The following is a 21,143-nucleotide window of genomic DNA, read 5'->3' on the forward strand; positions in this document are numbered from 1 at the left end:
GTCTCTTCAGTGTAGATCCTGATTGTATGAAAATATTTTCCATTTATCCATGGAAAATAGTTCCATAAATTTGAAAAAGAAAATCCTGTCGTGGGGGCTGGCGCTGAAAATGGCCGGGCCCCGTCAGTGTTCGACGGGGCCCGGTGCGCTCAGGCGCGTGCCATTATCCTGCCCGCATCAAGGGGTCGGTCACACCGATCACGTAGAAGGCGATCAGGGCGATGATCCCGGCGAAGATGAGGTAGTAGAGGGTCGGCAGGATGGTCTTGCGGATGGTTTCCCCCTCGCGCCCCAGCAGGCCCACGGTGGCCGATGCCGCAACCACGTTGTGGATGGCGATCATGTTGCCCGCCGCGGCACCTACGGCCTGCAGTGCCACCATCATGGCGGTGGAGACGCCCAGCTGCTGTGCCACGTTGAACTGGAACTCCGCCAGCATCAGGTTGGAGACGGTATTGGAGCCGGCAATAAAGGCTCCCAGGCCTCCCACGGCCGGGGCAAAGAAGGGATAGACCCCGCCGACGCTGTCGGCCACCAGCTGGGCCATGGCCACCGGCATGGAGACCAGGTCCGAGGCGTTGACGCCGGAGTTGATCAGGATCCGCACCATGGGGATGGTGAAGATCAGCACGAAGCCGGCGCCGAGGATGGTCTTCGAGGACTCGCCGAAGGCGGCCTTGAGCTCGCCGATGCGCATGCGGTGCAGCAGGGCGGTGATCAGCACCACCATCAGCAGGATGCCACCCGGCAGGTAGAGCGGTTCGATGCTGCCGGATACGCCGGCTTCACCGAGGATATTGCTCCAGCCGAAGGAGAGGGACTGCAGCGACTCGCGGAAGGGATCGATGGTGCGAGAGGCCACCAGGATCACGGCCAGCAGCACATAGGGTACCCAGCCCATCAGGGTGGAGATCGGCGCCTTGCCGGCGATGTCATCCAGCTTGATTTCCAGCTTGCCGATCCACTCGTCCGGCCAGGACTTGCGCTCGGGGAAGTCCCAGGTGTCCTTGGGAATCAGGAAGCCCTTGCGGGCCGCCGGCACGACGATGGCCAGGCCGACCATGGCGCCGATCATGGAGGGGAATTCCGGCCCGAGCAGCACGCCGGCCAGCATGTAGGGCACCACGAAGGCGACGCCGGCAAAGAGCGCGAAGGGGGCAATGGAGAGGCCTTCCTTCCAGGATTTGTTGGCGCCGAAGAATTTGACCATGATGACCACCATGATCAGCGGCATCAGGATGCCGACGATGCCGTGGACGATGGCCACTTCGGCGGCGATCAGGCGGAAGTACTCCAGCCAGGTGTAGCCGCCTGCCTCCAGGGCTTCGGTGATCCCTTCGCGATCGATACCGGCGGTGACGCCCACCACGATGGGGGTGCCCACGGCGCCGAAGGAGACCGGGGTGGACTGGATCATCATGCCGACCACCACGGCGGCCAGCGCCGGGAAGCCGAGCGCGACCATCAGCGGTGCGGCCACGGCGGCGGGGGTGCCGAAGCCGGAGGCGCCCTCGATGAAGCAGCCGAACAGCCAGGCGACGATGATCGCCTGGACCCGACGGTCCGGGCTGATGCCTGAGAAGCCGTTGCGGATCGCCGTGATGCCGCCCGAGTGCTTCAGGGTGTTGAGCAGCAGAATGGCGCCGAAGATGATCCAGAGGATCGAGACGGTGAGGATCAGACCTTGCAGGGTCGAAGCCAGCACCCGGTTGAAGCTCATGTCCCAGGCGAGCAGGGCAATGAGGGCGGTGACCACGTAGACGGCGGGCATGGCGGTCTTTGCCGGCATGCGCAGGCCGATCAGCAGTACACCGGCCAGCACCAGGGGCGTAAAGGCCAGCAGTGCAAGTAGGGTGTCATTCATGAGACGGGTTCCCTTCGACTGTTGTGATGGTGTTGTCTGGGATTGAGATGGCGTAGACCCGCCTGCCGGAGGGCGAGGCGGATGGCTGAAAGATACGCCCGGTTAGCGTTGACTCGCCAGCGTTGGAAAATTGGTATGACCAATCCTGATGCTTCTCAAGCATTTTGCGGAATATCGAAAGGTGTTTTTCAACAAGGGGTTGTGGCAGGGAGGCGGGCCTGAAGCCTCGAAGTCGGGTTCCTGGCTATAGACTAAAGGACAGGGTTCGGGGTGTTTGGGGGGGCGAGTCCCCGGCATGGCGGGGCCGGGTAAAGGCTGTCACACTCTCCTGATCACCTGACTGTCAATGAGGGAACGCCATGAGCCGAGTGCTGTTCGATCTCTGTGGTATCGACGAGGGGCTGCGCTTTTCGCCCTACTGCTGGCGGGTCCGCTATGCCCTGGCCCACAAGGGGCTGGAGGCCGAGACCCGCCCCTGGCGGTTTACCGACAAGGCGGCGCTGGCCTTCTCCCGGCACGACAAGGTGCCGGTGCTGGTCGACGGTGACGTGACCGTCACCGACAGCTACGAGATCCTGCGCTACCTTGACCGCACCTATGCCGAGGCGCCGCTGTTCGGCGATTCCCTGGCCGAGGGGCGGGCTCGTTTCCTCAAGCACTATGCGGAGCGCTCCCTGCAGCCGGCAATGATGCGCACCATCATCATGGACCTGCTCAACGCCATTCATCCCGACGATCGCGACTACTTTCGCGAGAGCCGGGAGAAGCGCTTCGGCCGCACCCTGGAGGAGTTCCACTCCCCGGCCAAGGGGTTATCGCAGCTGGATGCGGCCCTGGAGCCGCTGCGCGGCCGGCTCAAGGAGGCCGACTACATCGACGGCGAGGCGCCGGCGGCAGGGGATTACCTGGTCTTCGGCAGCTTCATGTGGGCCCGCTGCGTCTCCAGCGCGGACCTGGTCTCCAACGCCGACCCGGTCTACGCCTGGCGGGAGCGCATGCTCGACCAGCATGGTGGCTTGGGTCGCCGCGCCATGCGAATCACCGACGTGGAAGGGGCCTACCGGTAGAGGCTGCCTGGTGATGAGCAGAGGAAGACCGGGAGTGTGAGAGAAATGAGGCCTCGGGCATGTTGCGGTGCACAAGATCGCCTGCTATGTTGCAATGCAGCACGGGCGTCGAGCCCTGTCACCCAAGCGTGTCTTCCCGAGATAGATGGAGGTGTTCCATGACCAAGGCAACGACTCGGAAGAGTACCGAGCAGTTCCAGACCCTGTTTGCCGAGCCGGCCCGGGCCTATGGCTCTTTGACCCTGGAATATTACGAGAAGCTGTTTTCCGCTCAGCTGGAGGCGGCGCGTCGCTACACCGAGCTGGGCTTCACCCAGGCCCGTGCCTGGGTCGAGGTGCGCGACGTCGACGGCTTCAACCAGGCGCTGGAAGGGCAGCAGAAGGCAGCCCAGCAGCTCAACGAGCAGCTCAAGGGAGACGCCGAGGCGCTCTCCGGCCTGGGGCAGGAGTACCTGCAGAAGGGCCAGCAGCTGGTCGAGTCGAACATGAAGAGCGTCACGGCCGCTGCCAAGTAGGGGCGGCGCCGGCAGCTCGCCGGCAGCAGGGTGTCAAGGGCCGCCCCGAGAGGAGCGGCCCTTGTCGTTGCCAGGTGGCGGGAGGGGCCCGTTTCAGGGCGCCTTGCCGAGCAGCCTGACTACCTCGTCATCCTCGACCTGGCCGAAATCGGCGAAGAACTGCCCCACGGCACCGAAGCGAGCCGGTGCCTCGGGGCAGACCACCTCGTCGGCCAGGGCCTCGAGCCGTGCCAGGGTATCCGGCGGCGCCACGCCGAGGGCGGCGATGAGACGGGCCGGGGCGCGCTGGCGCAGGGTGGCGAGAGCCGCCGCCATGGTGGCGCCGGTGGCGCTGCCGTCGTCGACCACCACCACGACGCGGCCGGCGGGGTCGATGGGCGAGCGCACCGGCGTATAGCGGCGGCGGCGTTCGTCGATCAGCCGGCGCTGCTCCTCGATCGCCCTGGTCAGCCACTCCTGGCGGCACTGCCCGGCCTGCTCCTCCAGGTGCACGCTGCCGTCCTCGCTGACCGCACCGATGGCGTACTCGGGATTGCCCGGAGCGCCCACCTTGCGCACCAGCACCACGTCCAGCTCGCCCTCCAGGGCGTCGGCGATCACTCTGCCCATGGGGGCGCCGCCCCGGGGAATGGCCAGCACCAGGGGGTGCTCCCCCCTCAGGTGGGCCAGGCGCTCGGCGAGCCGTTCGGCCGCCTCCCGTCGATCTCGATACATGACAGCCCCTCCTCGGTGCACCCTCCTCGAAGTCTAGCCGAGACGAGCGCTGCTGCCCCCGGAAACGACAGGCGCCGCCGGAGATCCCGGCGGCGCCTGGCCTATCGGGGAAGCGTCAGGCGCTGGGTTCGGTCTTGCGCGCCTGAATCTCGGCCTCGGCGTCCTCGCCGCCGCGTTGGCGCTTCGGCTTGCCGGGCAGGATGGCGTCGAGCAGCAGCGCGGCCAGGGCCGCCGGCACCAGGCCTGACTTGAGCAGCAGGCCGGCCTGGCCGGGCATGGTCTCGGAGATCGCCTCCACGGCGGGCAGGCCGATGCCCAGGCTCAGGGAGACGGCGATGATCAGCATGGCGCGCTGGTCGAGCTCGCACTCCTGGATGATCTTGAGCCCCGCCGAGGCGATCATGCCGAACATCACCACGCCGGCACCGCCCAGCACCGCGTGGGGCATGGCCGCCACCAGGCCGCCCAGCTTGGGGAAGAGCCCCATGCAGATCAGCAGGATGCCGCCGATGGTCACCACGTGGCGGCTGACCACGCCGGTCAGGGTGATAAGGCCCACGTTCTGGGCGTAGGCGGTGTTGGGCAGGGTGTTGAAGAGCGCGGCGAAGGAGGTGGCCACGCCGTCGGCCATCACGCCGCCCGAGAGCTCGCGGTCCTTCGCCGGGCGGCCGGCGCCGCCGGTGGTGATGGCGGAGATGTTGCCGATGGTCTCCAGGCCCACCACGAACATGATCAGCACCATGCCGACGATGGCGGTGAGGTGAAACTCCATGCCGTACTGCAGTGGTCTCGGCACGGCGAACCAGGCCGCCTCGCGCAGGTTGCTGAAGTCCACCATGCCCAGCGCGATGGCCACCAGATAGCCGGCCAGCAGGCCGAAGAGGATCGAGGAGGCCTTGACGAAGCCGCGGCCCAGCTGGTGCACGGCGATGCACACCACCAGCACGAAGAGCGCCAGCAGCAGGTTGGTGGGCGAGGCGAAGTCGTCGGATCCCACGCCGCCGGCGGCGTAGTTGAGGCCTACCGGCATCAGGGTGATGCCGATCAGCAGTACCACGATGCCGGTGACCACCGGCGAGAACCAGTGGCGTATCTTCTTGAGGAAGGCCCCCAGCACGATCTGCAGCAGGCCGGCGATGAAGGAGGCCCCGAGCACGGCGGCCAGCCCGAAGGCGTTGGCCAGGGGGAGCGCCACCGGCAGGAAGCCGAAGCTGGTGCCCTGGACGATGGGCAGGCGGGCGCCGACGGGGCCCACGCCGATGGTCTGGATCAGGGTCGAGACTCCGGCCACGAAGAGTGCCACCTGGATCAGGAAGATCGTCTCACCAGTGGCGGCGCCGATCACGCCGGCGATGATGATCGGCGGCGTCACGTTGCCGGCAAACATCGCCATGATGTGCTGCAGGCCCAGGGGAATCGCCTTGGAGAGTGGCGGCATCGCATCCGGGTCGCGGTTGATGGTGCGGGTGGGGTTCGTCTCGGGATGGGGCGCGGAACGGGATCTGGTCATGGTCAGGCTCGCAGCTGGAGTTGTTGTCGGTGCTGGCGTGCGGGTCGTGAGGCTGGCCGGTTGTTATCATGATTGAGGCCAATCCATGCCTTTAAATGTACACAATATGATTCTGTTTGAAAGACATTGGGATGATTTCCCGGAACTCATTTTTCGAATCCCCTTCTGATCAAGGAGTTACCCATCATATGTTGACCGCTTGGTCATGTCGTGATCGACGCGCAGGGGGCAAGCCAGAACGACGAAGGCCCCGCGGAGGAAGCCGCGGGGCTGAGAGGGGAGAGCGCCGAGCGAAGCGTGGGGAGAAGGGGCGACCTAGCCCTGTGCACGGGCCCGGAGGCGGAACAGGGCGATGCGATTGATCTGCGCCACGGCGGTGCGGCGCTCCTCGGCCGGGGTGTTCTCCAGGCGCACCTCGAAGGCGTCGAGGATGGCGAAGCGGTCGCTGCCCTTGACCGCCATCACGAAGGGGAAGCCGAACTTCTCCTTGTAGGCCTCGTTGAGCCGTTCGAAGCGGGCCAGCTCCTCCGGCGAGCACTGGTCGAGGCCGGCGCCGGCCTGCTCGCGAGTGGAGTCGTCGGTCAGGGTGCCGGCCAGCGCCGCCTTGCCGGCGAGATCCGGGTGGGCGCGGATCACCTCCAGCTGGCGCTCGGGGGAGGCGCTCTCCAGCATCTCGCCCATCAGGGTTGCCAGGGCCTCGGGGCGATCATGGGCCTCGTTGAGGCCCTGCTCCCAGGCCAGCTCGGCGACCCAGGGGGAGTGCTCGTAGATCTCGCCGTAGCTGGCGACGAAGGCGGCTCTGTCCAGCTCGCTGGGGCGCGGGGTCAATTTGTTGTTGTCGGTCATGGGGAGGCTCCGGTTGGGGGTATGGGATTAATGTATACAAAAAATATTTTGAAATGTACTCTTTTAAGGTCTAAAAATGTTGTCAGGAAAATCATCCGCCGTCCATCCAACCCGCCAACCAACCAACACCTAAGGGAGTCGAGACAATGGGACGCCTGACCACCCACGTACTGGATACCGCCCGGGGCCTGCCCGGCGAGAGCATTCGCATCGAGGTCTATCGCCTGGACGCCAGTGGCCGTACCCGCTTGAAGGAGGTCGTCACCAACGACGACGGGCGCTGCGATGCCCCGATCCTCGAGGGTGATGATTTCACCGTCGGGGAGTACGAGCTGGTCTTCCACGCCGGCGACTACCTGCGCCGGCAGGGCGTCGAGGCCGAGGAGCCGCGTTTCCTGGACGTGATCCCGCTGCGCTTCGGGGTGGCCGATGTCGAGGCGCACTATCATGTGCCGCTGCTGCTGTCGCCTTATGGCTATTCCACCTACCGCGGAAGCTGAGGGGCTTCCCCTGCCGATACCTCCATAACAACACGCAAGACGAGGCCCCCTGATGCAAGCCTATCTGCTGGACTTTGCCAACTTCATGCTGCGCTGGCTGCACGTCATCGCGGCCATCGCCTGGATCGGCGAATCGATCTACTTCGTGATGCTGGACAACAGCCTCAAGAAACCCAAGGCCGCCGAGGACCGCGACAAGGGGGTCTTCGGCGAGATGTGGGCGGTGCACGGCGGCGGCTTCTACCACAACCAGAAGTACGCCACGGCGCCGGCCAAGCTGCCCGATGACCTGCACTGGTCGTTCTGGAAGTCCTACACCACCTGGCTGTCGGGCTTCGCGCTCTTCGTGCTGCTCTACATGGCCAACCCGAGCTTCTATCTGGTCAACCCCAATGCCAGCTGGGAGTGGGCCGCCAACATGAGCGGCTGGCAGGCCAACGTGCTGGCGCTGCTCTTCCTGGTCGGCGGCTGGGTGGTCTACAACGAGCTGTGCAAGCGCATCAGCCCCGACATGACCCGGGACGGCCTGCTGAGCATCGCGGTGGCGGTGATGATGGTGGTGGTGGCCTGGCTCAGCACCCAGCTCTTCGCCGGCCGCGCCGCCTTCCTGATCACCGGCGCAGTGATGGCCACGGCGATGTCCGCCAACGTCTTCTTCTGGATCATCCCCGGCCAGCGCCGCATGGTCGCCGCCATGAAGGCTGGCGAGGCCCCCAATCCCCTGGACGGCAAACGCGGCAAGCAGCGCTCGGTGCACAACACCTACTTTACCCTGCCGGTGGTGCTGCTGATGATCAGCAACCACTACTCCTTTGCCTACTCCCACGAGCAGGCCTGGGTGATCATGTCGCTGTTCATCTTCGCCGGGGCCCTGATCCGTCAGTTCTTCGTGCTGATGCACGCCGGCAGCGTCAAGCCCGCCTACCCGGCGGCCGGTGTGGCGCTGATTGCCCTGGCGTTCTGGATCGCCGCCCCCGCGCCGTCACCCGCTGCCGACCCGGATCGTGCGGCGGTGAGCCTCGAGGAGGTCCATGCCATCATGGAGACCCGCTGCGTGGCCTGTCACGCGAGCCGGCCCACCCAGCCCGGCTTCAACGCGCCGCCGGCCGGGGTCGCCTACGACTCCCCGCAGCAGACCGCCTCCCAGCGCACCCAGATCCAGCAGGTGGTGGCCAGCGGCTACATGCCCCTGGGCAACATGACCGGCATGACCGACGAGGAGCGCGAGGCCATCGCCGCCTGGTCCCGATGACGCCCCTCTGTGCTCGCGCCCGGCAGGGGCCCGCCTCGCGGCGGGTCCTTGTCGTTGAAGAGATGACTCTGCCCGCCCGGCGTATACAATCACTCCTGTGAAGGCCCGCCATGGGCAGCCAACTGCTATCGGGAGAGAGGGATGAGTCAGCGCGACTTCGATAACCAGCGCAAGGCGTCGGGTAGCGGGCGCGGCAAGGACGGCGACGGCGCCGAGCGTCACGAGGCCATCTACCGCTCGATCAGCGATGCGATCATCGAGCACCGGCTCAAGCCCGGCGCCCGCCTGCGTGAGGATGCCCTCGCCGAGGTGTTCGGCGTCAGCCGCACCGGTATCCGCAAGATCTTGCAGCGCCTGGCGCTGGAGCAGCTGGTCACCCTGACCCCCCGCCGCGGGGCCAGCGTCACGCGCCCCACCGCCGACGAGGCCAAGGATGTCTTCGATGCCCGCCAGATGGTGGAGTGCGGCCTGATGCCCGAGGTGGCCCGGCGCATCACCGATGACGATGTCAGGGAGCTGCGGGACATGGCACGCCGTGAGCGAGAGGCGCTCAGGGCCGGCGAGCAGAGCACGGCCATCAAGCTCTCGGCGGCCTTCCACGAGCGCCTGGCCCAGCTCTCCGGCAATGCCACCCTGGCCGAATTCGTCGGCCGGCTCTGTTCTCGCTCCTCGCTGATCCTCGCCGTCTATGGCAACGCCGGACACCTGGGCTGCGAGTCCCACGATCATGACGACCTGGTCGGCTACCTGGAGGCCGGCAACGGCGAGCGCGCCGCGGCCTTCATGGGCCGCCACCTCAAGGCCATCGAGGCGTCGCTCTCCATCATCGAGGAGACGGAAGAGGCGCCGGACCTGCACAGCATCTTCGGGCGCTGACGAGCCGCGTCCGCCTGCCCCATGAATCGCCAGCGCCCCGGACCTGAGTCCGGGGCGCTGGCGTTGGGGGCGATGGAGGGGTTACTGACGGAAGCGCTGGCAGGGGGCCCAGTGCTGCATCAGCAGGTAGTAGGTGACGCCGGCGGGGATCAGGCTGGCGTACCAGGAGACCGCGGAGAAGGTGAGCGCGGCGGCGATGCCCACGGCGGTGGCGATCAGCGCGGCCAGGTTGACGCCCCGGTAGGGACCGGTCTCGTCATAGAGCTTGCCGAGGTCCAGGGTACGGCGACGGATGATGTAGTAGTCCACCACCAGGATGGCGAAGATCGGGCCGAGGAAGGCGGAGTAGGTCTGCACGAAGAGCTGCAGGCCGGCGGCGGAGTCGGGCTGCACCAGCTTCCAGGGGAAGGTGGCGAAGGCCAGCAGACCGACGATCACCGTGGAGGTGGTGAACTTGAGCTTGAAGACGTCCATCAGCACGTAGGTGGGCGGCACCACGTTGTTGAGTACGTTGGTGGTCACCTGGGCGAAGGCGATGAACAGCAGGGTGGTCATCAGCAGCGGGGTGTTGTCCACGGCGTTGGCAAACACCTGGATGGGGTCGGCGGTGCCGGTGGCCTCGGAGACCATGTAGCCGATCAGGCCCATGAACAGGGTGCAGGGCAGAATCGACATGGCGTAGATGGTGGTGAGAAGGCTCTGGGGCGTGCCCTTCTTGTGCTCCCGGGCGTAGTCGCTGACGTTGAGCATCATGGTGCTGTAGATGCCCAGGAAGAGCATGGTGGCGCCCCAGAATGGCAGGCCCCAGGAGCCTTCCATGGTCAGCAGGCTGGCGGAGAGCTCGTCGCCATAGCGCTGCACCGTGGCATAGAACATGTACATCAGCGAGGCGAGGATGAAGACGCTGCCGATGTTCTCCAGCCACTTGATGCCCTGGAAGCCCATCACCGAGAGCCCGATCTGCAGGAACTGGAAGGCGATAAAGTAGAAGATCAGGTTGTCGAAGCCGAACAGGGTGGCCGATACCATGTTCAGCGCGCCGGCGCCGATCCAGCTCTGGAAGCCGTACCACACCACCGCGGGCACGGCCCGCACCAGCCCGGGCAGCCGGGTGCCGGCGAAGCCGAAGGCGCTGCGCGCCTGGACCATGAAGGGAACCCCGTATTTGTAGCCGGCGGCGCCGTTCACGGCCAGCGCGATGCCGATCACGAAGCAGCCGATGGCGATTGCCAGGGTGGCCTGGATCAGGTTGAGGGTGCCCACCACGCTGGAGCCCATGGCGAAGGTGCCGATGGAAACGCAGCCGCCGAACCAGGCCAGGAAGTAGGAGGTGCGCCCCATGATGCGAGTCTGCTGGGGGGCTAGCGACTCCTGGCCCGGGGCCTTGGTCTGATGGCTGGTGGCCTCGGGGGCCGTGGAGGCCGCCTGGGCGGTGGCCGGTGAAGTGGGAGTGGTCATGTCGAGAACCTCGCAAGTCGCTGCTTGATGTTAGATGTTTCCGGCCAGATGCCGGGATGGCTTGCGGCGTGGCGTGCTCCGGGGAGCGGGTTGTTGTTGTCGTGGGTGCTGCTGACTATCCGGTGGTGCGGGCAGCCGGTCAGCGGACCGGGGCCAGGTGGGCGAAGCGCTCGAACTGGCCGAGCATCGGCTTGGGGCGCGGGTAGGCCAGGTCGCCGTGCTTGCTGGTGCCGAGCCCCAGGCCGACCAGCGCCTCGGCCAGCTTCACGGCGGCGGTGACGCCCTCGACCACCGGCAGGCCTACCTCGCGGCTGATGGTGTCGGTGAGGTCTGCCATGCCGCCGCAGCCGAGCACGATGGCGCCGACGCCATCCTCGTCGCGGGCGCGGCGGCACTCCTCGATGATGCGCACCAGGGCCGCATCGGCGTTCTGCTCGAGGTCCAGCACCGGGATCTCGGCGGCACGCACCCGGCGGCAGTGGTGGCGAAAGCCGTACTGCTCCAGCAGGTGCTCGGCGATGATGCCGGTGCGCCCCAGGGTGGTGACGATGGAGAAGCGGGTGCTGATCAGGGCGGCCATGTGGAAGGCCGCCTCGGCGATGCCGATCACCGGCGCCCGGGTCAGCTCGCGGGCGGCGAGCAGGCCCGGGTCGCCGAAGCAGGCGATCACGTAGGCGTCAGCGCCCTCGCGCTCACCAGCGAGCACCTGGTCGAGGACTCCCACCGCGCTGATCGCCTCGTCGAAGTGGCTCTCGATGGAGACCGGGCCGTCCAGCGGCTGGGTCGCGGTGATGCGGGTGCCGGGAGCGGCGATGCGGCGGGCGGCCTCGCCGATGGTGGCCGTCATGGCGGCGGTGGTGTTGGGGTTGATGACGCGTATCTGCATGGGAGCTCCTGGGTTTTCGATTCATTTGTACACAAAATAGGCTTGTTTTGTGTATTTGGCAAATTTCGCTTCCTCGAAGTGTGCGCTTTTGCAGCTGTCTGTTATAAAAGATTTTTTTCTAGTGTCACCCCTTTTCGCTCGAACCGGCGGGGCTCGACTTTGGTCGAGCCGCCGGCGGAAAGACACCATATGCATACATTGCCACTAATTTTATGTATACAATATCAGCCTTGTTTCGGCGGTTGCACTAAGCTTGACGACAACTTATCTTGTCTTTGTATACATAAGTGGCGCTGGCAAGACGCGCCCGGCAGCCAGGCGCCTCGACGGTGTGCCGCCAACGCTCGCCAACAACATCCATAACAACCAGGAAGCTCTGCCATGACCGCTACCCGCGCCTCGGACTACCCCCGCGACCTGATCGGCTACGGCCGCAACCCGCCCCATGCCAACTGGCCCGGCCGGGCGAGGATCGCCGTGCAGTTCGTGCTCAACTACGAGGAGGGGGGCGAGAACTGCGTGCTGCACGGCGACGCCGGCTCCGAGCAGTTTCTCTCCGAGATCATCGGGGCGGCGGCCTATCCGGACCGCCACCTGAGCATGGAGTCGATCTACGAGTACGGCTCCCGGGCGGGGGTATGGCGGATCCTGCGCGAGTTCGAGCGCCGCGGCCTGCCGCTCACCGTCTTCGGGGTGGCCATGGCGCTGGAGCGCCACCCGGAGGTGGCCCACGCCTTCAGGGAGCTGGGCCACGAGGTTGCCTGCCACGGCTACCGCTGGATCCACTACCAGGAGGTGCCGGAGGCGGTCGAGCGCGAGCACCTGAAGCAGGCCATGGCGATCTTCCAGCGCCTCTATGGCGAGAAGCCTCAGGGCTGGTACACCGGCCGCGACAGCCCCAACACCCGCCGGCTGGTGCTGGACGAGGGGAGCTTCCTCTACGACAGCGACTACTACGGCGACGACCTGCCGTTCTGGACCCGCGAGGCCGACAGCCGGGGCGTCGAGCATGACCACCTGATCGTGCCCTACACCCTGGACACCAACGACATGCGCTTCGCCGCACCCCAGGGCTTCAATACCGCCGACCACTTCTTCACCTACCTGCGCGACGCCTTCGACGTGCTCTATGCGGAGGGGGAGGAGTCGCCCAAGATGCTCTCCATCGGCATGCACTGCCGCCTGCTGGGGCGTCCGGGCCGCTTCCGCGCCCTGCAGCGCTTCCTGGACCATATCGAGGCCCACGACCGGGTCTGGGTGGCGCGTCGGGTGGATATCGCCCGCCACTGGGCCGAGCATCATCCGGCACCGCAAGCCTGAGGACATACCATGAAAGCACGTACCTACTACGCTCCCGCCGGCGGCCATCCGCCCCAGACCCAGCTGCTCTCCGACCGGGCGGTATTCACCGAGGCCTATGCGGTGATTCCCAAGGGCGTCTTCGGCGACATCGTCACCAGCAATCTGCCGTTCTGGGAGGGCACCCGGCTGTGGGTGCTGGCGCGCCCGCTCTCCGGTTTCGCCGAGACCTTCTCCCAGTACATCATGGAGGTCGCCCCCGGCGGCGGCAGCGAGCGCCCCGAGCTCGACCCCGAGGCCGAGGGGGTGCTCTTCGTGGTGGAGGGAGAGCTCTCCCTGACGCTGGCCGGCGAGCGCCATGCCATGACACCCGGCGGCTACGCCTTTATCCCGCCGGGCAGCGACTGGCAGGTGAAGAACGAGGCCGATGCTCCGGTGCGCTTCCACTGGGTGCGCAAGGCCTATGAGCGTGTCGAGGGCATCGAGGTGCCCGAGGCCTTCGTGGTCAACGAGAACGACCTCGAGCCCAATCCCATGCCGGGCACCGAGGGGCGCTGGGCCACCACCCGCTTCGTCGACCCCGACGACGTGCGCCACGACATGCACGTCAATATCGTCACCTTCCAGCCCGGCGCGGTGATCCCCTTCGACGAGACCCACGTCATGGAGCACGGCCTCTACGTGCTGGAGGGCAAGGCGGTTTACCACCTCAACCAGGACTGGGTGGAGGTGGAGGCGGGTGACTTCATGTGGCTGCGCGCCTTCTGCCCCCAGGCCTGCTACGCCGGCGGCCCGGGGCCCTTCCGCTACCTGCTCTACAAGGACGTCAACCGCCATCCCAGGCTGCGCCTGGGTGGCCGCTGAGTCTTCAGGCGGCTGCCCGAGACTCGCGAGTTGCGTTGGCGGGGCTCGAGGCTGATCCGGCGACAGGCCTGTTCGGGGGCGCTGTGAACCCCTCCCTGGGCGCTACCGATGCCATCCCTGGCATAGGACCCCCTCCAGGCCTGTCTCCGGCGCCTCTCGCATCTAACGTCGGAGAGACAAGCACATGCTGGAACTGAAAGCCGAGCCGCTGACCGCCGAGGCCTTCGCCCCCTTCGGCGAGGTGATCGACGCCCGGGCGTCGGCGTGGTTTCCCATCAACGCCGGGCGCACCCGGCGCCACCACGACCTGGCGACGGTCGAGACCCTGGGGGAGGGCGCGCGGACGCTGATCAGCCTCTTCGTCAGCCAGCCGGTGACGGTCCCCCTGGAACTCGACTTCCTGGAGCGCCATCCTCTGGGCAGCCAGGCCTTCATGCCGCTCCATGAAGAAAGGTTTGTGGTGGTCGTGGCGCCGCCGGGCGAGACCATCGATCCCGCCGAGGTGCGCGCCTTCGTCACCGACGGCCGTCAGGGGGTCAACTACCGCGCCGGCACCTGGCACGCCATCCAGTCGGTGCTGGAGCGGGAAGGGGAGTTTCTCGTCGTCGATCGCGGCGGCGAGGGGAACAACTGCGACGAGCATCCGCTGGCGCTGCGCGTGACGCTCTGATCAGGGCGCTTCCGGACTGAGGTTCTGTACCCAAGCGGCTGATACTGCTTGGGTATTTTCTTTTCTTTGAGGTTTATGAAAATATTTTCCAGTATTCGTTGACGGCGCGCCGTTTCGGTCCTAATCTCGATATGCAAAATAATTTTCCAAAAACAATAACCCTCACTGGAGGATCTCGTCATGGCTCGCATGACCGCCGCGGAAGCCGCCGTTCACGTGCTCAGGAAGGAAGGCATCGAGGTCGCCTTCGGGGTGCCCGGCGCCGCCATCAACCCCTTCTACGCCGCCCTGCGCCAGGTGGGCGGCATCGATCATATCCTCGCCCGTCACGTCGAGGGCGCCTCCCACATGGCCGAGGGCTATACCCGAACGAAGGCCGGCAATATCGGGGTGTGTATCGGTACCTCGGGTCCCGCGGGCACCGACATGATCACCGGGCTCTATTCGGCCAGCGCCGACTCCATCCCGATTCTCTGTATCACCGGCCAGGCGCCCCGCGCCCGGCTGCACAAGGAGGACTTCCAGGCGGTGGATATCCAGGCGATCGCCGGCCCCGTCACCAAGTGGGCGGTCACCGTGCTGGAGCCGGCCCAGGTGCCGCGGGCCCTCCAGCAGGCCTTCCACCTGATGCGTTCCAGCCGCCCCGGCCCGGTGCTGATCGACCTGCCCATCGACGTGCAGATGAGCGAGATCGAGTTTGACCCCGACACCTACGAGCCGCTGCCCGCCTTCAAGCCCCGTGCCACCCGCGCCCAGGCCGAGAAAGCCATCGCCATGCTGCAGGCGGCCGAGCGCCCGCTGATCGTGGCCGGCGGCGGCATCTTCAACGCCGACGCCAGCGACCTGCTGCTCGAGTTCGCCGAGCTCACCGGGGTGCCGGTGATCCCGACCCTGATGGGCTGGGGTGCCATCCCCGACGACCATCCGCTGATGGCCGGCATGGTGGGGCTGCAGACCTCCCACCGCTACGGCAATGCCACCCTGCTCGCCGCGGACTTCGTGATGGGCATCGGCAACCGCTGGGCCAATCGCCACACCGGCAACGTCGAGACCTACACCCGGGGCCGCACCTTCGTGCACGTGGACATCGAGCCGACCCAGATCGGGCGCATCTTCGGGCCGGACTACGGCATCGTCTCCGACGCCCGGGCGGCGCTCGAACTCTTCATCGAGGTGGCCCGCGAGCTCGACGCGGCCGGCCGGCTCAAGCGCCGCGGCCGCTGGGCGGAGGAGTGCCAGGAGCGTAAGCGCACCCTGCTGCGCAAGACCCACTTCGACAACGTGCCGGTCAAGCCCCAGCGGGTCTTTGAAGAGATGAACCGCGTCTTCGGCCGCGACACCCGCTATGTCAGCACCATCGGGCTGTCACAGATCGCCGGTGCCCAGTTCCTGCACGTCTATCAGCCGCGCCACTGGATCAACTGCGGCCAGGCGGGACCGCTGGGCTGGACCATTCCGGCGGCCCTGGGGGTGCGGCGCGCCGACCCGGAGGCCGAGGTGGTCGCCCTCTCCGGCGACTATGATTTCCAGTTCATGGTCGAGGAGCTGGCCGCCGGCGCCCAGTTCAACCTGCCCTGGATCCACGTGCTGGTGAACAACTCCTACCTGGGGCTGATTCGCCAGGCCCAGCGCGGCTTCGACATGGACTACTGCGTGCAGCTCTCCTTCGAGAACATCAACTGTCCGGAGATCAACGGCTATGGGGTGGATCACGTCTCGGTGGTGGAGGGGCTGGGCTGCAAGGCGCTGCGCGTCACCCGGCCCGAGGAGATCGCCCCGGCGCTGGAGGAGGCCCGCCGCCTGATCGACGAACACCGCGTGCCGGTGGTGGTGGAGGTGATCCTGGAGCGGGTGACCAATATCGCCATGGGCACCGACCTGGACGGGGTCAACGAGTTCGAGGCCCTGGCCGAGTGCCACGAGGATGCGCCCACCTCCATCGCCGCCCTGACCTGAGAAACGATAACGACCCAAGGAGTTTGCCATGCCCAAGTTTGCCGCCAACCTCAGCATGCTGTTCACAGAGGTGGAGTTTCTCGACCGCTTCGAGGCCGCCGCCAAGGCCGGCTTCAAGGGCGTCGAGTACCTCTTCCCCTACGACTACCCGGCCGAGGAGCTCAGGCGGCGCCTGGACGCCAACGGCCTGACCCAGGTGCTCTTCAACCTGCCGGCCGGCGACTGGGTCGCCGGGGAGCGCGGCATCGCCTGCCACCCGGACCGCGTCGAGGAGTTCCGCGAGGGCGTCGAGCGTGCCATCGCCTACGCCCGGGTGCTGGGCAATACCCAGGTCAACTGCCTGGCCGGCATCCCGCCAGAAGGGGTGAGCGACGACCAGGCGCGCGCCACCCTGGTGGAGAACCTGCGCTTCGCCGCCGACAAGCTCGCGGCTGCCGGCATCCTGCTGGTCGCCGAGCCGATCAACACCCGGGACATCCCCGGCTTCTTCCTCAACCGCACCGAGCAGGCGCTCGCCCTCTTCGACGAGGTGGGCAGCGACAACCTCAAGCTGCAGTACGACATCTACCACATGCAGATCATGGAGGGGGATCTGGCGCCGACCATGGAGAGGCACCTGGCGCGCATCGCCCACGTGCAGATCGCCGACACCCCCGGCCGCCACGAGCCCGGCAGCGGCGAGATCCACTACCCCTTCCTGTTCGCTCATCTGGACCGCCTGGGCTACGAGGGCTGGGTCAGCGCCGAGTACAAGCCGGCGGGCCGCACCGAGGAAGGGCTGGGCTGGCTGGACGCGGTAAGGCGCTGACGCCTCTACCCAGGATCACCCCGACAAGAGAGACAAGAGGAGAGTGATGATGAGCAAGATCGGATTTATTGGCCTCGGCATCATGGGCCGTCCCATGGCGGGCCACCTGCTGGACGCCGGCCACGAGGTCGTGACCGTCAGGCGCGGCACGCTGGACGCCACCCTGGCCGAGAAGGGCCTGCGCGAGCTCGAGAACCCCGCGGCGGTGGCCGCCGAGGCCGAGGTGATCATCACCATGGTCCCGGATACCCCGGACGTGGAGGCGGTGCTGTTCGGCGAGGGCGGCGTCATCGAGGGGCTCAAGCCCGGCACCCTGGTGATCGACATGAGCTCCATCGCCCCCATCGCGACCCAGGGCTTCGCCAGGCGCATCCATGAGGCGGGCGGCGAGTACGTCGACGCCCCGGTCTCCGGTGGCGAGGGCGGGGCCATCAATGCGGCCCTGACCATCATGGTGGGTGCCACCGACGCCGGCTTCGAGCGCGCCCGCCCGATCCTGGAGGTGATGGGCAAGACCATCACCCATATCGGCGGCCACGGCGCCGGCCAGACCTGCAAGGTGGCCAACCAGATCGTGGTGGCCCTGACCATCGAGGCGGTGGCCGAGGGGCTGCTGTTCGCCTCCAAGGCCGGTGCCGACGTGGCCAAGGTGCGCGAGTCGCTGCTCGGCGGCCTCGCCCAGTCGAAGATCCTCGACGTCCACGGCGCGCGCATGATCGAGCGCACCTTCGACCCGGGCTTTCGCATCCGGCTGCACCAGAAGGACCTCAACCTGGCACTCGAAGGGGCGCGCAGCCTCGACCTTGCGCTGCCCGGTACCGCCAACGCCCAGCAGCTGTTCCAGGCCTGCGCCGCCCAGGGCGGCGCCGACTGGGACCACGCCGGCATCCTGCGTGCCCTGGAGACCCTGGCCAGCCACGAGGTCGGCCAGTCGCCGGCCAACCCGGCATGAGTCGGTTCGCCGCCCCGGCTCTCGGGGCGGCGGCGACAGGGAGATGACTGCTCCCTGAAGGCAGGCGTCGGGTCGTCGTCTGCCTTCCGGTCGCCGCAAGGCGGCCTTGCCCGGCGGCGGGAGGCAACCCCGCCCGTCGCCGGGCCTTTTTCGACCCCCGAATTCCCTATCGTATTCTTCCGCCGGCGGTGGCCCCGTCGACGCCGGCCCGCCGCGAGGAGCACCCATGACCGCGATCTTATCCCCGCAGACACCGCGGCTGCCCTGCGAGGCCGCCCCCCTCGCCTGGCTGCGCGAGCTGGCCGACACCGCCGTGGCCGCGGTGCACCCCGATGCCCTGCTCGAGGGGCAGCTGCCCGAGCCGCCCGCCGGGCGCACCCTGGTGGTGGGCGCCGGCAAGGCCGCCGCCGCCATGGCCGCCGCCCTGGAGCGCGCCTGGCGGGCTCGCTATCCCGAGGCCCCGCTCTCGGGGCTGGTGGTGACCCGCTATGGCCATGGCACGGCCTGCGAGCGCATCGAGGTGCTCGAGGCCTCTCACCCCATGCCCGACGACCTTGGCGAGCGGGCCGCCCGACGCATGCTCGAGGCGGTGGGCGAGCTCGGCGAGGAGGACCTCGTCATCGCGCTGATCTCCGGCGGCGGCTCGGCGCTCATGAGCCAGCCGGCCCCTGGCGTCAGCCTGGCCGAGAAGCAGGCGATCAACCGGGCGCTGCTGCGCTGCGGGGCGCCGATCCGCGAGATCAACACCGTGCGCCGCCACCTTTCGGCCATCAAGGGCGGCCGGCTCGCGGCGGCGGCCCATCCGGCCCGGGTCGTCACCTGGCTGATCTCCGACGTGCCGGGCGACGCGCCCTCCCTGGTCGCCTCCGGCCCGACCCTGCCGGATGGCTCCACGCCGGCCGAGGCCCTGGCGATCCTCGAGCGCCATGCGATCCGGGTGCCGGCCAGCATGCGCGCCCACCTGGCCGCCGGCGGTGCGTCACCCCGCCCGGGGGACCCCGGCTTCGCCCGTGACGAGACCCGGGTGCTGGCGCGCGCCGCGGATGCCCTCGAGGCCGCCCGCGCCGCCGCGGAGGCGGCCGGGGTCGAGGTGCGCCTGCTCGGCGATGACCTGGAGGGCGAGGCCCGGGAGCTGGGCCGCGCCCAGGGGCGCCTGGCGCTCGCCCTGCGCGACACGCCTCGGGGCAGGCCCCTGCTGCTGCTCTCCGGCGGCGAGACCAGTGTGACGGTGCGCGGCCACGGCCGCGGCGGGCGCAACGTCGAGTACCTGCTGGGGCTTGCCGCGACGCTCCAGGGTGCCGAGGGGATTCACGCCCTGGCCATCGACACCGACGGCATCGACGGCTCCGAGGACAACGCCGGGGCGCTCTACGCCCCCGGGGACTGGGCCCGGGCCGGGGCGATGAAACTTGACCCGAACGCTCATCTGTCACGCAATGACGCGTATACTTTCTTCGAGGCGCTCGACCGGCTGATCGTGACCGGCCCGACGCGCACCAATGTCAACGATTTCCGTGCCATTCTGGTCTTGCCGAGGACACCATGACGCTTCCCCCCCACGCTCCCATCCACGCTCCCATCCGCCGCACCAAGATCGTTGCCACCCTGGGGCCGGCCAGCGACCGCGAGGGCGTACTGGAAGCGATGATCGCGGCCGGCATCGACGTGGTGCGCCTCAACTTCTCCCACGGCAGCGCCGCCGACCACCGCCGCCGCCTCGAGCAGGTGCGCGAGATCGCCGCTCGCCAGGGCCGCAGCGTCGCCGCCCTGGGCGACCTCCAGGGCCCCAAGATTCGCATCGCCCGCTTCGCGGACGGCGCCGTGGAACTCGCGGAGGGCGCCTCCTTTATCCTCGATATGGCGCTGGAGGGCGATGCCGGCGACGCCTCCCGGGTCGGCTGTGACTACAAGCAGCTGATCGACGACGTGGCCGAGGGCGACCGCCTGCTGCTCGACGACGGCCGGGTGGTGCTGGACGTGACCGCGGTCAAGGGCCGCGAGATCCATACTCGGGTAGTGGTGGGCGGCAAGCTCTCCAACAACAAGGGCATCAACAAGCAGGGTGGCGGCCTCTCGGCGCCGGCGCTCACCGACAAGGATCGGGCCGACCTGGCTACCGCCATCGAGATCGGCGTCGACTACCTGGCGGTGTCGTTTCCGCGCAGCGCCGCCGACATGCACGAGGCCCGCGAGCTGCTCGGCGAGGCGGGCCGCGAGATCGGCTTGGTGGCCAAGCTGGAGCGCGCGGAAGCCGTGGCCTGTGATGCGACCCTGGATGGCATCATCGAGGCCTCCGAGGCGGTCATGGTGGCCCGCGGCGATCTCGGCGTGGAGATCGGCGACGCCCAGCTGATCGGCATGCAGAAGCGGATCATCAAGCGTGCCCGCACCCTCAACCGGGCGGTGATCACCGCCACCCAGATGATGGAGTCCATGATCGAGTCGCCCCTGCCCACCCGGGCCGAGGTGTTCGACGTGGCCAACGCCGTGCTGGACGGCACCGATGCGGTGATGCTCTCCGCCGAGACCGCCGCCGGCGACTTCCCGGTGGAGACCATCGAGGCCATGGATCGGGTCTGCCTGGGGGCCGAGCGGGAACGTATCGCCCAGGCCTCCGGCCATCGCATCCATGAGGGCTTTTCGCGCATCGACGAGACCATCGCGCTCTCCGCCATGTATGCGGCCAACCACCTCTCCGGCGTGGCGGCCATCGCCTGCATGACCTCCACCGGCTACACGCCGCTGATCGCCTCGCGCATCCGCTCCGGCCTGCCTATCGTCGGCCTGGCCCACAGCGCCGTGGCCCAGCGGCGCATGGCGCTCTATCGGGGGGTGGTATCGCTGCCCTTCGACACCAGCGACATGAGCCCCACCGAGCTCAACGACCGCGCCCTGGCCCTGCTGGTAGAGAAGGGGGTCGCCGAGCCGGGCGACCATGTGATCCTGACCCGAGGCGACCATATGAACGCCCACGGCGGGACCAACACGATGAAGATCCTCGACGTGAACGAGAGTCATAGCGTCTAGTTCATGTATACATAAAGGCGGCGGCGTGTGGCCAGTGGAGGCAAAAAGTGCGAAGGTGCCTCCAGGCGACACGGGGGCG

The 21,143-nt window shown here is 67.5% G+C and carries 19 protein-coding genes; 13 read left to right on the top strand and 6 right to left on the bottom strand.

What is annotated here, in order from left to right; translation table 11 throughout:
- Window positions 1-163: 163 nt before the first annotated feature.
- Window positions 164-1,864 (bottom strand): L-lactate permease, encoded by a 1,701-nt coding sequence (locus ACRYRV_RS11590; RefSeq protein ID WP_444985060.1) that lies wholly within the window; start codon window positions 1,862-1,864, stop codon window positions 164-166.
- A 359-nt stretch (window positions 1,865-2,223) separates the two neighbouring features.
- Here ACRYRV_RS11590 and ACRYRV_RS11595 point away from each other — a divergent pair, with 359 nt between their 5' ends.
- Both ACRYRV_RS11595 and ACRYRV_RS11600 read left to right on the top strand, forming a co-directional pair.
- A complete protein-coding gene (locus ACRYRV_RS11595) occupies window positions 2,224-2,931 on the top strand; it encodes a glutathione S-transferase N-terminal domain-containing protein (protein ID WP_444985059.1) in 708 nt (235 codons plus the stop codon).
- Between the two features lie 158 nt (window positions 2,932-3,089).
- A complete protein-coding gene (locus ACRYRV_RS11600; RefSeq protein WP_309635333.1) occupies window positions 3,090-3,446 on the top strand; it encodes a phasin family protein in 357 nt (118 codons plus the stop codon).
- 93 nt (window positions 3,447-3,539) lie between these two features.
- On the opposite strand, the gene ACRYRV_RS11605 is transcribed toward ACRYRV_RS11600, so the two are convergent.
- The 3 genes from ACRYRV_RS11605 to uraD form a co-directional block, all read right to left on the bottom strand.
- On the bottom strand, window positions 3,540-4,160 hold the full coding sequence (locus tag ACRYRV_RS11605) for a phosphoribosyltransferase (RefSeq protein WP_444985058.1): 621 nt from the start codon (window positions 4,158-4,160) through the stop codon (window positions 3,540-3,542).
- A 115-nt stretch (window positions 4,161-4,275) separates the two neighbouring features.
- On the bottom strand, window positions 4,276-5,670 hold the full coding sequence (locus tag ACRYRV_RS11610) for a uracil-xanthine permease family protein (RefSeq protein WP_309635335.1): 1,395 nt from the start codon (window positions 5,668-5,670) through the stop codon (window positions 4,276-4,278).
- A gap of 315 nt (window positions 5,671-5,985) precedes the next feature.
- Window positions 5,986-6,516 carry a 2-oxo-4-hydroxy-4-carboxy-5-ureidoimidazoline decarboxylase gene (uraD, locus tag ACRYRV_RS11615; protein WP_444985057.1) on the bottom strand — a complete coding sequence of 177 codons (531 nt, stop codon included), beginning with the start codon at window positions 6,514-6,516 and terminating at the stop codon, window positions 5,986-5,988.
- 146 nt (window positions 6,517-6,662) lie between these two features.
- Between uraD and uraH the strand changes: the two genes are divergently transcribed.
- The 3 genes from uraH to ACRYRV_RS11630 all read left to right on the top strand — a co-directional run bounded on the left by uraH (window position 6,663) and on the right by ACRYRV_RS11630 (window position 9,144).
- On the top strand, window positions 6,663-7,016 hold the full coding sequence (uraH, locus tag ACRYRV_RS11620) for a hydroxyisourate hydrolase (RefSeq protein WP_444985056.1): 354 nt from the start codon (window positions 6,663-6,665) through the stop codon (window positions 7,014-7,016).
- 52 nt (window positions 7,017-7,068) lie between these two features.
- Window positions 7,069-8,268 carry a urate hydroxylase PuuD gene (locus ACRYRV_RS11625; protein WP_444985055.1) on the top strand — a complete coding sequence of 400 codons (1,200 nt, stop codon included), beginning with the start codon at window positions 7,069-7,071 and terminating at the stop codon, window positions 8,266-8,268.
- Between the two features lie 141 nt (window positions 8,269-8,409).
- Window positions 8,410-9,144, top strand: a complete 735-nt coding sequence (locus tag ACRYRV_RS11630; protein WP_444985054.1) for a GntR family transcriptional regulator — start codon at window positions 8,410-8,412, stop codon at window positions 9,142-9,144.
- Window positions 9,145-9,225: 81 nt separating this feature from the next.
- Here the strand turns inward: ACRYRV_RS11630 and ACRYRV_RS11635 are convergent, their stop codons facing one another.
- Both ACRYRV_RS11635 and ACRYRV_RS11640 read right to left on the bottom strand, forming a co-directional pair.
- The gene (locus ACRYRV_RS11635; protein WP_444985053.1) at window positions 9,226-10,602 is read right to left on the bottom strand and encodes an NCS1 family transporter; all 1,377 of its coding nucleotides are present in this window, start codon (window positions 10,600-10,602) and stop codon (window positions 9,226-9,228) included.
- Window positions 10,603-10,741: 139 nt separating this feature from the next.
- On the bottom strand, window positions 10,742-11,488 hold the full coding sequence (locus ACRYRV_RS11640) for an aspartate/glutamate racemase family protein (protein WP_302139380.1): 747 nt from the start codon (window positions 11,486-11,488) through the stop codon (window positions 10,742-10,744).
- A gap of 381 nt (window positions 11,489-11,869) precedes the next feature.
- On the opposite strand from ACRYRV_RS11640, the gene puuE reads away from it, so the two are divergent.
- The 8 genes from puuE to pyk all read left to right on the top strand — a co-directional run bounded on the left by puuE (window position 11,870) and on the right by pyk (window position 21,064).
- Complete coding sequence (puuE, locus tag ACRYRV_RS11645; RefSeq protein WP_253444957.1) at window positions 11,870-12,808, top strand: allantoinase PuuE; 939 nt, start codon at window positions 11,870-11,872, stop codon at window positions 12,806-12,808.
- A gap of 9 nt (window positions 12,809-12,817) precedes the next feature.
- A complete protein-coding gene (locus ACRYRV_RS11650; RefSeq protein ID WP_444985052.1) occupies window positions 12,818-13,651 on the top strand; it encodes a bifunctional allantoicase/(S)-ureidoglycine aminohydrolase in 834 nt (277 codons plus the stop codon).
- A 184-nt stretch (window positions 13,652-13,835) separates the two neighbouring features.
- Window positions 13,836-14,321 (top strand): ureidoglycolate lyase, encoded by a 486-nt coding sequence (locus ACRYRV_RS11655; protein WP_305499830.1) that lies wholly within the window; start codon window positions 13,836-13,838, stop codon window positions 14,319-14,321.
- 180 nt (window positions 14,322-14,501) lie between these two features.
- A complete protein-coding gene (gcl, locus tag ACRYRV_RS11660; RefSeq protein WP_444985051.1) occupies window positions 14,502-16,277 on the top strand; it encodes a glyoxylate carboligase in 1,776 nt (591 codons plus the stop codon).
- 28 nt (window positions 16,278-16,305) lie between these two features.
- On the top strand, window positions 16,306-17,085 hold the full coding sequence (gene hyi, locus ACRYRV_RS11665) for a hydroxypyruvate isomerase (protein ID WP_444985050.1): 780 nt from the start codon (window positions 16,306-16,308) through the stop codon (window positions 17,083-17,085).
- A 49-nt stretch (window positions 17,086-17,134) separates the two neighbouring features.
- Entirely contained in the window at window positions 17,135-18,037 is a 903-nt protein-coding gene (locus tag ACRYRV_RS11670; RefSeq protein WP_253444926.1) for a 2-hydroxy-3-oxopropionate reductase, read from the top strand.
- Window positions 18,038-18,263: 226 nt separating this feature from the next.
- The gene (locus tag ACRYRV_RS11675) at window positions 18,264-19,583 is read left to right on the top strand and encodes a glycerate kinase type-2 family protein (RefSeq protein WP_444985049.1); all 1,320 of its coding nucleotides are present in this window, start codon (window positions 18,264-18,266) and stop codon (window positions 19,581-19,583) included.
- Window positions 19,580-21,064 (top strand): pyruvate kinase, encoded by a 1,485-nt coding sequence (gene pyk, locus ACRYRV_RS11680; RefSeq protein ID WP_309635345.1) that lies wholly within the window; start codon window positions 19,580-19,582, stop codon window positions 21,062-21,064. Before ACRYRV_RS11675 ends, pyk begins: the two co-directional genes overlap by 4 nt.
- Window positions 21,065-21,143: the final 79 nt, after the last annotated feature.

This window comes from Halomonas mongoliensis (assembly GCF_052496345.1).

Bases quoted from the DNA above. Each gene is read 5' to 3' on its own strand.
- ACRYRV_RS11600 (WP_309635333.1), top strand. From the start codon at position 3,090: ATGACCAAGGCAACGACTCGGAAGAGTACCGAGCAGTTCCAGACCCTG.
- uraH (WP_444985056.1), top strand. From the start codon at position 6,663: ATGGGACGCCTGACCACCCACGTACTGGATACCGCCCGGGGCCTGCCC.
- gcl (WP_444985051.1), top strand. From the start codon at position 14,502: ATGGCTCGCATGACCGCCGCGGAAGCCGCCGTTCACGTGCTCAGGAAG.
- puuE (WP_253444957.1), top strand. From the start codon at position 11,870: ATGACCGCTACCCGCGCCTCGGACTACCCCCGCGACCTGATCGGCTAC.
- ACRYRV_RS11650 (WP_444985052.1), top strand. From the start codon at position 12,818: ATGAAAGCACGTACCTACTACGCTCCCGCCGGCGGCCATCCGCCCCAG.
- hyi (WP_444985050.1), top strand. From the start codon at position 16,306: ATGCCCAAGTTTGCCGCCAACCTCAGCATGCTGTTCACAGAGGTGGAG.
- ACRYRV_RS11595 (WP_444985059.1), top strand. From the start codon at position 2,224: ATGAGCCGAGTGCTGTTCGATCTCTGTGGTATCGACGAGGGGCTGCGC.
- ACRYRV_RS11640 (WP_302139380.1), bottom strand. From the start codon at position 11,488: ATGCAGATACGCGTCATCAACCCCAACACCACCGCCGCCATGACGGCC.
- ACRYRV_RS11625 (WP_444985055.1), top strand. From the start codon at position 7,069: ATGCAAGCCTATCTGCTGGACTTTGCCAACTTCATGCTGCGCTGGCTG.
- ACRYRV_RS11630 (WP_444985054.1), top strand. From the start codon at position 8,410: ATGAGTCAGCGCGACTTCGATAACCAGCGCAAGGCGTCGGGTAGCGGG.
- ACRYRV_RS11670 (WP_253444926.1), top strand. From the start codon at position 17,135: ATGAGCAAGATCGGATTTATTGGCCTCGGCATCATGGGCCGTCCCATG.
- pyk (WP_309635345.1), top strand. From the start codon at position 19,580: ATGACGCTTCCCCCCCACGCTCCCATCCACGCTCCCATCCGCCGCACC.
- ACRYRV_RS11635 (WP_444985053.1), bottom strand. From the start codon at position 10,602: ATGACCACTCCCACTTCACCGGCCACCGCCCAGGCGGCCTCCACGGCC.
- ACRYRV_RS11675 (WP_444985049.1), top strand. From the start codon at position 18,264: ATGACCGCGATCTTATCCCCGCAGACACCGCGGCTGCCCTGCGAGGCC.
- ACRYRV_RS11655 (WP_305499830.1), top strand. From the start codon at position 13,836: ATGCTGGAACTGAAAGCCGAGCCGCTGACCGCCGAGGCCTTCGCCCCC.
- ACRYRV_RS11610 (WP_309635335.1), bottom strand. From the start codon at position 5,670: ATGACCAGATCCCGTTCCGCGCCCCATCCCGAGACGAACCCCACCCGC.
- ACRYRV_RS11590 (WP_444985060.1), bottom strand. From the start codon at position 1,864: ATGAATGACACCCTACTTGCACTGCTGGCCTTTACGCCCCTGGTGCTG.
- uraD (WP_444985057.1), bottom strand. From the start codon at position 6,516: ATGACCGACAACAACAAATTGACCCCGCGCCCCAGCGAGCTGGACAGA.
- ACRYRV_RS11605 (WP_444985058.1), bottom strand. From the start codon at position 4,160: ATGTATCGAGATCGACGGGAGGCGGCCGAACGGCTCGCCGAGCGCCTG.